This window comes from Allobosea sp. BK604, assembly GCF_004341515.1.
Lineage (GTDB): Bacteria > Pseudomonadota > Alphaproteobacteria > Rhizobiales > Beijerinckiaceae > Allobosea.
In genome coordinates this window covers 249,022-258,968 of the sequence record NZ_SLZF01000012.1, presented here as the reverse complement: position 1 = coordinate 258,968, position 9,947 = coordinate 249,022, and the positions used below count along the sequence as shown (strand labels likewise).

The 9,947-nt window shown below is 60.8% G+C and carries 6 protein-coding genes and 3 pseudogenes; 5 read left to right on the top strand and 4 right to left on the bottom strand.

The features are described from left to right. Positions 1-316: 316 nt before the first annotated feature. From EV560_RS30980 to EV560_RS30970, 3 genes are all read left to right on the top strand, one after another. On the top strand, positions 317-598 hold the full coding sequence (locus EV560_RS30980; RefSeq protein ID WP_131859700.1) for a hypothetical protein: 282 nt from the start codon (positions 317-319) through the stop codon (positions 596-598). A gap of 354 nt (positions 599-952) precedes the next feature. Beyond that, complete coding sequence (locus EV560_RS30975; protein ID WP_131859699.1) at positions 953-1,243, top strand: hypothetical protein; 291 nt, start codon at positions 953-955, stop codon at positions 1,241-1,243. A gap of 25 nt (positions 1,244-1,268) precedes the next feature. Further along, entirely contained in the window at positions 1,269-1,547 is a 279-nt protein-coding gene (locus tag EV560_RS30970) for a hypothetical protein (protein WP_131859698.1), read from the top strand. Between the two features lie 41 nt (positions 1,548-1,588). Here EV560_RS30970 and EV560_RS30965 read toward each other — a convergent pair. Together EV560_RS30965 and EV560_RS30955 are read right to left on the bottom strand one after the other, a co-directional pair. Continuing rightward, a pseudogene (locus EV560_RS30965) lies at positions 1,589-2,255 on the bottom strand (ATP dependent DNA ligase). Positions 2,256-4,087: 1,832 nt separating this feature from the next. Then, positions 4,088-4,387 carry a hypothetical protein gene (locus EV560_RS30955; RefSeq protein ID WP_131859696.1) on the bottom strand — a complete coding sequence of 100 codons (300 nt, stop codon included), beginning with the start codon at positions 4,385-4,387 and terminating at the stop codon, positions 4,088-4,090. Between the two features lie 176 nt (positions 4,388-4,563). Here EV560_RS30955 and EV560_RS30945 point away from each other — a divergent pair. After that, positions 4,564-5,668, top strand: a pseudogene (locus tag EV560_RS30945) (acyltransferase family protein). A gap of 792 nt (positions 5,669-6,460) precedes the next feature. Here EV560_RS30945 and EV560_RS30940 read toward each other — a convergent pair. Further along, positions 6,461-6,868, bottom strand: a pseudogene (locus EV560_RS30940) (cell wall hydrolase); the annotation flags it as partial. 656 nt (positions 6,869-7,524) lie between these two features. Between EV560_RS30940 and EV560_RS30935 the strand changes: the two are divergent. Next, complete coding sequence (locus EV560_RS30935) at positions 7,525-7,740, top strand: DUF1059 domain-containing protein (RefSeq protein ID WP_131859692.1); 216 nt, start codon at positions 7,525-7,527, stop codon at positions 7,738-7,740. Between the two features lie 97 nt (positions 7,741-7,837). Here EV560_RS30935 and EV560_RS30930 read toward each other — a convergent pair whose 3' ends face one another. After that, positions 7,838-9,553, bottom strand: a complete 1,716-nt coding sequence (locus tag EV560_RS30930; protein ID WP_131859691.1) for a Na/Pi cotransporter family protein — start codon at positions 9,551-9,553, stop codon at positions 7,838-7,840. Positions 9,554-9,947 lie beyond the last annotated feature (394 nt).

Here is a 9,947-nt window from a genome sequence, read left to right as displayed (position 1 = left end):
CCGTTCGCCCATCATCGCCCCGCCCTCCGCACAAGGACGACTGAATCAGGACTTCATACCCGTCGCAACGACGACTTTTTCAACGGTATCGACCCATACCTGACGAAGAATGGCGCAACCCCCACTCAAAGCCGTCCAGGCTTGTAATGCTAAGCGCGAAAACATGATGCGCTCGCTCCCTAGATCGCGCGGGCCTGCGACACTGGACTGCTTGCTTATCAATCGGGGAAAGCGCCTAGTGGATAAGCGCGGTATCCCTGCGCTTTATCCCTCCTGAGAGCTTAGCTTCGGAGGTGAAACCCAAGCGAGAAACTTCATGAAAACCGGCCAGGGCAGGCTTATCTTGCGCGACGGCTCGGACGTGCCTTTGGACTACTGCTTTGCCACGCTTAGAGATGGCACTCGACGCCACGGAAGCCTATTTGGCGATTTAAGCAAAATCGACTGGGGGGAATTCGCCTACAATCTCCACTATCACCCGGCGGATGGCACGGAGTTCCCGGTTTTGATCACGACCTTCGGCGACGGGTATCTGACGTTCGTCAGCGATGTTGTTCAATTGGCACGCGAGCGCAAGGACAAGGAGGTAGTTAGGTAGAGCGGAATGGATCACGAAATGGGTCAACAGGCGGATCAAACGCGTTGGGCAATAATTGGAGCCCACCATGGCAAACATCATTCACTGGAATCTCTATAAGGCTTGGTTTTGGGCGTCCTATCCGGGATGGCTAGCCCATTGTGGACTGGTGGCGGCGCTAGCGCTTCTTTTCGCCGTACTGTCGCATCGATAAGCGGCGCGCGCTTCCACGATGCCGGACAGATCGCGCAGGCATGCGACACCGGACTGCTTGCTTATTGATCGGAGGAAGCGCCTAGTCGAGAAGCGCGGTATCCGTGCGCTTTATCCCTTCCGACAGCTTAGCTTCGGAGGGCCTATCCTAGCGAGAACGTAATGAAATCCGAGCGCGGCAGGTTAATCCTGCGTGATGGTACGGAGGTGCCTTTAGAGCATCGCCGTGTAGCATTAAAGGATGGATCAAAATATCATGGCGTCTTGCTTGGTGATCTGAGTGATGTTGATGCAACTGAATATGCCTACAAGCTTCGCTATATTTCTGCAGAAGGTTCAGATCTGGCACTATCGGCGATGACCTTCAGCGACGGATATCTGACCTTCATTAGTGATCCTGATAACTTCCAAGATAGAAATTGGCCGACTGCTCTACTTCATTCGAGCGGCTGATCACCGTCTTGAAAGGGCAAATTCGATGATGAATGCCAAAGACCTTGCCGAAATCGCAGCCAGCGCGGTGCCGCCTCACGAGCGTGAAAAGCGAAATTTGGATGTGACCCTGCCGGCGCGCGATGGGTGGCAAGTTTGCATTTTCTACGACCGAGGTGAGTTTGGCTACCTCGATCATTTTGTTTCACCTGACGGCGAAGTCATCGTCCCCTGGTCGATGCTCGACGGCGATGAGCGCGCTTGTTTGAGATATTGGTCGCCGCCGCTCCCCTTGGCCTCGATGTCGGTAAAACGGTCTAACTGAAACGCTGTGGGCAGAGGTCTGCCTTCCACCCAAGTCGGACATTAAGGCAGCTGATAGATCTCGCCCATCTCGGCTTCCTCTCTCAGCCCCTTGAACGACGAATGCCGCAGCTTCGGCTCGTCGGTCCAGCCGCGGAATTCGATCTCCGCGGCGAGTGCTGGCATCAGCCAGATCGCGCCTTTGCGCTTCAGCCTGATTACGGGCTTCTCGATCACCAGCTTGTCCATCATTCGCTTCAGAGCCCGGCCGCTGACCTCGCCGAAGCCGGTGCCGACGCCGCCGACGTACGCTAGGCCGCCGCCCTTGCGCGCAGCCAGCAGCAGCCGCCCGATGCCGTCCAGCGCCACGCTCGAGGGCTCATAGCCGATGATCACGAACGTCTCACTCTGGACGGCCCTGGGCATCGAGCACGACGGCCTCGCCATCGATGATTGCGCTGTCGACGCCGAGCAGGCCGGCCGCCTTCGCTACGGTCGGGAAGCGCTCGGTCCAGTCATGCCCGCCGCGGGTGATGATGCGGATCGTCCCGCCAGGCTCAACGTGGACGGCGAGGCGATAGCCGTCCCATTTCACCTCATAGGACCAGTCCGGTCCTTCCGGCACTTTCGAGACCAGAAGCGCGAGGCTCGGCTCGATGCGCTCCGGTATCGGATCGAAGATGAGCACGCGCTGGCCGGCGGCAGAGCGGCGCGCGGCCGGCCCCTTCAAGGTCTCGGCGACAGGCCCCGACCGCAACACGCGACGCGCACATACTGACTGAAACTCCGCAACTCGACGGACCGGGAACAGCCGGCAAGGAGATTCGTTCCAGGGATCAGCGAAGGGTGAGCATATGCGGTCAAGTTCAGTTCAGCGCGCGCGTGCCGCCGCAAAGCAGATGATCCGCAGTAGTGAAGAAGCGTGCGCTGCACTGGCGCGTGTCGAACACCTGTCTGGCTGCACCGAGGCTTCGGCCGAGGAAATCGAACTGATTGCTCTCGTCTTCGCCTTGGAGGTCTGGGAGGCCAAAGAATACTGGCGAGGAACAGGCCCGCCGCCGCGGGCCGCAAACAAAAAAGGCCCCGCCAGCCGAAGCTGATGGGGCCTGAGAGCTCCGAAGGAAGATTGGGGTACCTTCGGTGAGGCGGCGCCGTCGGCTCGGCAGCGCCGCGCTCATGCTCCACAACACCTACATCGCGTCAATGTCTTTTGACTATCATCCCGGGACCACCAGATGGAGGCCGTGATTTGGGCTTGGCCCTGAACGCCATCCTGTTGATGATGGGTTATGATCAGGACTCCATTCACGATCCGCGACGACACCGAACTTGCTGCCGCGCTCAAACGGGCGGACGCGTTGCTCGATCGCACTGGCGGTAGCGCGGAGGAGCGTGAGCTCGCCGAAATAGTCGCCGCGATCGATGCGTACGTATGTTCGCCGAAGGTAATGCCGCGCCCCCAACCTCGTCGGGAGAAATCTCCTAAGCCCGTTGTTGGATGAGATCCGAGCAACTCGAGGCCTCTTGGATCTCAGCGAATTCGTCCCGCACTTGAAAGTCGTTGCAACGGGCCCAATGTGCTATGCCGCTTCCTGCAGATGGCGCGTACTCCATCCTACTCACGTCCATGACCAAAGTGAATACGCCCCCTGGGCCCGAGGCGCCTGTCTTAGCGATCCGAACAGAAGATGAGTTCCGGCGCGCGCTCGCGCGGGTCCGCGAGCTTGAGGCGGCCCATGCCGATACCTCGGAAGCGCTGGAGCGATCCGCCCTCGAACGCGCTATCGCTGCGTTCATGGAACAGCGCCGAGTTTCTGGAACGGACATGTTCGATTGAAGCTGGAGCCACCTGACACGGAAACTGCGCTCTTAATTGCAGCAACCCTCGTTGCAGCGGTTGGTGCATGCTTCGCAGTTTGGTTCGGTCCGCTCTGAGATGAGGACGCCGGAAGACGGAGGGGAGCCTCGCGGGGCCGATCCCCTCCGCCACACCGAGGATGTGGATGGGGGGCGACTCGGTGCGATGTTACGCTACGGTGGTCCGCTGCGCGTGACCAGTTGGCGATCGGAAACGTCGCCGCCAGTACGCACGGTCGTTACGAATTCCGGCTTCGCATCACTTGCGATAGCGGGCCGCTAGGTTCCGTCTTTGCGGCTGGCTTCCCGGCCGGCATCTCCTTCGCCACCCTTCAAACCGCGCGGGTCGCACCGCAAAGGCGGCCAGCGGCCACGCCTAGTCACGCGGCTGTTACCTCCTTGCCCGGAGTGGCCTCACGGGCGCTCACTGGGTTCTATCGGTCGCTCGGCATAGGGTGGCACATCGACGAGCGTCCCGATCAGGCGAAGCAAGGCCCGCTGCTCGGGCCGGTCGCTGGGTCCCGTATTAAGAAACGCTCCAAGCTCGATATGGGATAAACGCCCGCCAGACGGGCCGCTGGGCTGATGAATCACAAACGCCGCGCCGCTGGTCGGTTCTCGACCTAGATACCAGCAGTCACCGTTCGGACTACGGTAAAGTTCACGCCGCTCCGTCATGGGTGCCTTACCTCACAGGCGTTCGACTTATCGTTTCTCTTCAAGGCGTAAACGATTGAATATTTCAGTTATCGGATTGTGCGGGCTACGCTGGCGAACAGGCCCAGTGGATGTGCGGTTTCCACCTGCCCGCTCGATCTGGGCTTCACCTATCACTCGCTCCCGGTCGTCGCTGCCTTTCACGCGGTATTGGGGCTCGCCATCGTTGCGGGAGGGCAACAGGCGTGTGACGGCATAGAGCCCGACGGCAGCCTGATCGTAAAAGCCAAAAGCCAGGCTGACCTGATCTCCGACCGCGAATTGATGGATCATTTCAATCTCCTTCACGCCAGCCTCAGGAGCTGAACCCAACTCTAGCACGTCACGATGCACTTCGGAGAAGAAAAGGGCCCGCCCCGCCGAAGCTGACGGGGCCAAAATCTGAGGCTCTCAAGTCCACGTGCGTCGCCAAGTAAGCGCTATGTTTGCCGTTCCATAGTGCGCGAGTTGTGCTAAGCGGCGGCATGGAATCGACAAAAGCGGCGCCGAAGATTGGCGACATCCAGGTTTTGCGCGGCGTCGCAATTCTTCTAGTTCTGGGCTACCACCTCAGCCTTTCGAGAACACTGTTTGAGCTCATGCCCATCAAGCTCGTGGTCCCGGGTTGGGTGGGTGTGGAGCTCTTCTTTGTCATCAGCGGGCTCGTTGTCACCCAGTCTGTATTGAGAACTCGGCCTACGGCCGGCGTTTTTCTGCTAAAGCGAGCGTTTCGACTGTTCCCCGCTATCCTGCTGTTTCTGGGTGTCGTTCGGCTTCGGGATTGGTGAGTACCTAAGCCAATCAGCCGCGATTCTCGGTGGCTACGTGATCAACAGATCGGGCGGTACGCACTATATGAACGGCGCAATGTGGAGCTTGTCTGTCGAGTTCCAGTTCTACGCCGCATTCGCCGGCGTACTTTTTACACTGGCGTTGATCAGGTTTTCGCCCGCGCACTATCGGGTCGCCTTGCCCGCAATTGCGGCGGTTCTCTTTGTTCTGGTCCTGGCCGACCGGCTCGGGCAACTCGTGGGCTCAGATCCCGTGCCGCTCGCGTTCATCGATTACCTCTGGCGGTTCCGTTTCGACTTTATGCTGTTGGGAGTTGGGCTCGCGCTGCTTCTGGTCGTTGAAATCCATGACGGACCAATTTTTGCACCGCTTCTACTCGTGATGCCGATGGCATGGGTGTCCGTATCTGAGGACCAGTTAGGTCCGGGATTAAAGCCAGTGCTCGATGGCTTCACGACGCCTTTCATGGCGCTCTGCTTTTTGGCCTTGGTCTATCTGGCCCGTACGAACAATGCGTTCGCTGGCCAGGGCACGCTACTTTACCGGATCATGCTTTGGATCGGGGACCGCAGCTATTCGATCTACCTGCTTCACTTTCCTGTCATGGCACTGGCCTGGATGGGAATTGCCCGGTTCGCGCCAAGCATCTTCAACGGCGCCATCAGTTACGGTGTAACGCAGGTGGTTCTCGTCATTCCGATGACCTTCCTGGCAGCAAATTTCAGCTTCGAGAAGGTCGAGGGGCCGTTTAGGCGCTATGGCGAACGTTGGCTGACCGCAAATGCCCGTGGCCGTTGAGAGCTTCCTATTCCAAAAGAGCACGCTGAGGGGTGGCGCACGATTCGGCTCGTACGTTCTCCGTTCGCATAGACACAAAAAGGCCGGCGCCACCCCGAAGGATGACGCCGGCCATTGATTCTGAAATGCCGGCCCGGAGTTATCCCAGCCCTCCGAACCCCACCTTTACCAATGGGATCGGTCCTGGATACCGACCTAGGTCGGGGTGAGTGCCACAGCGGATGGTTGTCCCCGAAATCCCCGGCGAATTAAGGCGGCGCGCTAGCAGCCGAGGGCTTTTGCCCGGAGCCGGCACTCTCAGGGTGGCTTTCGCCGCCGATTGATGGGTGCACGTTTCGGCCCGAGCTCGCGTAACATCTGCTGCGCCATGATCTCGATCGCGTCGGAGTTTTGGCGCCCAGAGCGTAACAGTTCGCCTCGGAGGCCCTCCTGGCTCTATTAAAGCTAGCTATCTGAAAAAGCGTCACTTTTTCGAACTGTTACGGCGAAGGCCTCCTCACAGGAAAATCGTAACAGTTGCCCGCGATCCGCCAGCGACTTTTCAAGTGCTTAGCGCAAGGCCGCACTCCTAGCCGTGTGTGCTTTGCCATTTCAGGCTCGGCAATTAACGAAGGATCAAATGGCAAGAAACCTAGGCCACCGCGAACCGCTACACTCGGTAATCCTGTATCCCGGCGGGTCTTTTCCGCCCAAACCCGGATAATCCCGCCTATTCCCGCTCAAGCCCTGCCATTGCCATATGATCCTTCGTTCCACGGCTGCCGATGCTTAGCTGATATCGGTTATAGTTGCTCAGCTGTAGAAGATGTGCCTGCCGATCACGTCCATCTTCTTGAGCTTCTTCGCCCAGTCCGGCTGGACATAATCGGCGTGATAATGGGTGGAGGCGCCGACCTCCTCCAGATAGGTCCGGCCCTCATAGACATCGCGAGCGATGCGCACGGCCTCTTCCCATGGCTCGGACTCCTTGATGCGCAGTGATTTGCCGGTACAGGCGAAGCTGAACTGGCAGGCGAGATGGCGGTTGCGATTCTGGTAGACGACGCCGCAGACGGAGCCCGGATAGGTCCCGCTCCTGACCCGGTTCAGCACGACCTGCGCGACGGCGACGCGTCCGTCTTCCCCTTCCGAGCGGGCCTCGAAATAGATCGCCTCGGCCAGGCAGCGCTGCTCTTTCGCCAGCGTATCTCCATCGATGACGACGGGCACGCCTGAGAGGATGAGCGATGTGGGCGGGGTGGTCGCGGCAAGCGGGTCGACAAACGCCGTCAGCGCGAGCAGCGCCAGCGGGGCGATGCGCTTCATACGGTATACTCCGGGGAAAAAGGGGGCAGCCCGAGCGCTGGCGCGTCGGATTCATCGGCTGCTGGATGAGCGGCCGGTCGGCTCGATCAATCTGTGGATTTTGACTGAGGAAGCAGCGTTTATTCGATCGAGGCTGCGCTGATCTCGAATGCCCTATCGGTATAGCAGCGGTTTGTGCCGCTTTTGATTTTCAACAAAACTTTCCCGTTCCGATCTGATTTGGCGTTATAGGCTGTGCTGGGCGCGATATGGGCAGGAAGTTCGGCGACTTTGTGGCGTCGTTCTCCATTGATCTACCGAATATCGCACGCGCTTGATTGCGCTCCACGACGTTATGGGCATGCCTGGGTCGATCCGTCAGATGGCGCGCTGCGGGCCGGTGGCGGCCTGCCGGCACTCGTCCGGGCGTCGGATAGGGCAGGGCGAGCTCCCACCGCAGGAGCCGTATCTGCGATCGCGCGTCCCTTTGTCGCGATCTGTGGAGAGCGTATTGTGCACGGAGCAGCCTCCGAAATGGCGGGCTGCCAGATCGTCAAACCGGGGAGGCTGCCATGGCGCGCAAGTTCATCGACTGCCGTGAATTCCCAAGCGAGATGAATTGCTCGATCGCGATCGTGGCCGATACTGAAGGTGAGCTTCTGGAGGCGGCCGTACAGCACGCGGTTGCGGTGCACGGACATCAGGATACGCCCGAGCTGCGCGAGCAGATCAGGGGCGTCATCAAGGACGGCGCGCCGCCCGAGAAGGCGCCGATGCCAGCTGCCTGAGGGCAGTCGCACCGCGGCGCTGTGATTGCGCGGGTGCAATAAATAGAAAGGGCCGCCCGAATGGGCGGCCCTCGATATGTCGGAAAGGCGCTGTCGCTCAGGCCGGCACGACGGCCGCGCCGCCAAAGCCCTCGGCGCCGCGTTGCTCGGCCGGCTTGCCGGCCGGGACCGTGCGCGCCACCGACTTGCGCTCGGCGTCGATGCGCTCGATCAGGAAGAACGCACGCTCGGCCGAGCCCAGCAGGGCCAGGATCGCGCCACGCTCGACCCAGGGCAGCTCCGCGCCGAGGCGCAGGCAGCGCTCACGCAGCTGGAGCAGGCCGGTCACGCGCGGCTCGGCCTCGGCCGTGACGGGCGGGTTGACCTGGTCGATCGGGATGATGGCGCGCAGCGCGTCGGAGACCTGATCGATGATCGTATCAACCAGGGTCCGGCCATGCTCGCCGAAGGGCTGGCGCTCGACGCGGCGGGCGATCTGGTAGAGCGTCTCGCCGAGGCTGGCCGTGTAGTCCTCCTCCTCGATCAGGCTCGCGACGAGATCGGCCCGGGCGTAGGGCATGTCGGGCTGGAACATGCCTGAGGTGTAGGAGCGGATCTCGCGGTTGAGGATGTCGATCGCCGCATAGTGTTCCTCGACCTTGTCGGGGGCGTTCTCAGTGCCCTTGGCGGTGTCGAGGAAGAGGCGGGCGGCCTCGAGATAGCGGCCGGTCTCGCGCTGCACGGCCGGGACCGCGAGGGCGGGATCGGAGGCCGTGCCGGCTGTGAGGTAGCGCGGCTGGGTGTAGTCCTCGACATCATCGAGCGAGGAGGCGCCGACCTTGGAGAGAACACGCTCGAACACGCCGACGAAGGGGAAGAGCAGCACGGTGTTGAAGATGTTGAAGAAGGTCGAGTAGAGGCCGATCGCGACGGGGACGAGCGGGAAGGTCTCCTTGCCATCCTTGATGACGGGGATGCCCGGATTGCCGCCGAACCACTGCATCGCCCAGGTCAGCACGTCCATCGAGACGAAGAAGAGCGGGATCGTCACCGCGACGCCGATGATGTTGAAGGAGATATGGGCGTAAGCCGCGCGCTTGGCGTTCTTCGACAGGTTGAGCGAGGCCATCCAGGAAGTGATGGTGGTGCCGAGGTCGGCGCCGAGCGAGAAGGCGACGGCGGTCTTCCAGTCGAGGATGCCGGCGGCGCCGAGGCCCATGACGATGCCGATCGTCGCCGAGGAGGAGTGGATCATCGCGGTGATGCCGGCGGCGATCAGCACGCAGTAGATCAGGTTCAGGTAGCTGTCGGCCTTGAGCGAGGAGATCACCGACATGATCTCGGGCATCGAGCGCAGCGGACGCAGGCCGCCAGTCATCAGGTTGAGGCCGTAGAAGATCAGCGCGAAGCCCATGCAGGCGAGCGCGATGTTCTTCACCTTGTCGGTCTTACCGAAGATGTAGATCAGCGCGAAGATGCCGGCGAGCAGCAGGCCGAGCGGGCCGAGGGGCAGGGCGATCAGGCCGTTACCGAGCGTCGTGCCGATATTGGCGCCCATGATCACCGAGATGGCGGGGCGCAGGCCGATGACGCCGGCATTGACGAGGCCGACGACCATGACGGTCATCGCGGTCGAGGACTGGATGATGCCGGTAATGAAGGTGCCCGCCATCACGCCCTTGACCGGGGTGCCGGCGATCTTGGCCAGCAGTGCGCGCATCTTGTTGACGGCAAGGTTCTGAATGCCGTTGCTCATGAATTCGAGGCCGAGCATGAAGATGCCGAGGCCACCGATGACAGGTACGATCACCTGCGTGAAAATATCGACTTGCATCTGATCCGCTCCGTGAAGGCTGCTCGATCAGGCGTGAGAAATCCGACGCGGGATATTACTCCCGCGGCCACGCAAGAAACGTCGACAAGACGCTACTCACCTCTCACCCATCAGCCCGCGGCAACCTAGGTGCGCTGTGCGACAGAGAGGTGACCATTGTGAAAGTCGATAGACTTTCGTCTTCATCCATGCCGCAACGTCATGCGGCCGAGACGGCGGCGTCGAATTCGCGATCAAAGGTGAGAATTTCCGCGGATGACGCTGGCGGTGAAGAGGGGGGCGAGCGCGTCAAGATAGCGGCAGAGATGCTTGCGGCGGCTTACGCATAGGGTGAGCCCGAAAGCGCTGTCCTTGGCTGGGGCTCGTCACCTGCGTGCGACGTCGACGGCCCGGG

Bases quoted from the DNA above. Each gene is read 5' to 3' on its own strand.
- EV560_RS30980 (WP_131859700.1), top strand. From the start codon at position 317: ATGAAAACCGGCCAGGGCAGGCTTATCTTGCGCGACGGCTCGGACGTG.
- EV560_RS30975 (WP_131859699.1), top strand. From the start codon at position 953: ATGAAATCCGAGCGCGGCAGGTTAATCCTGCGTGATGGTACGGAGGTG.
- EV560_RS30970 (WP_131859698.1), top strand. From the start codon at position 1,269: ATGATGAATGCCAAAGACCTTGCCGAAATCGCAGCCAGCGCGGTGCCG.
- EV560_RS30935 (WP_131859692.1), top strand. From the start codon at position 7,525: ATGGCGCGCAAGTTCATCGACTGCCGTGAATTCCCAAGCGAGATGAAT.
- EV560_RS30930 (WP_131859691.1), bottom strand. From the start codon at position 9,553: ATGCAAGTCGATATTTTCACGCAGGTGATCGTACCTGTCATCGGTGGC.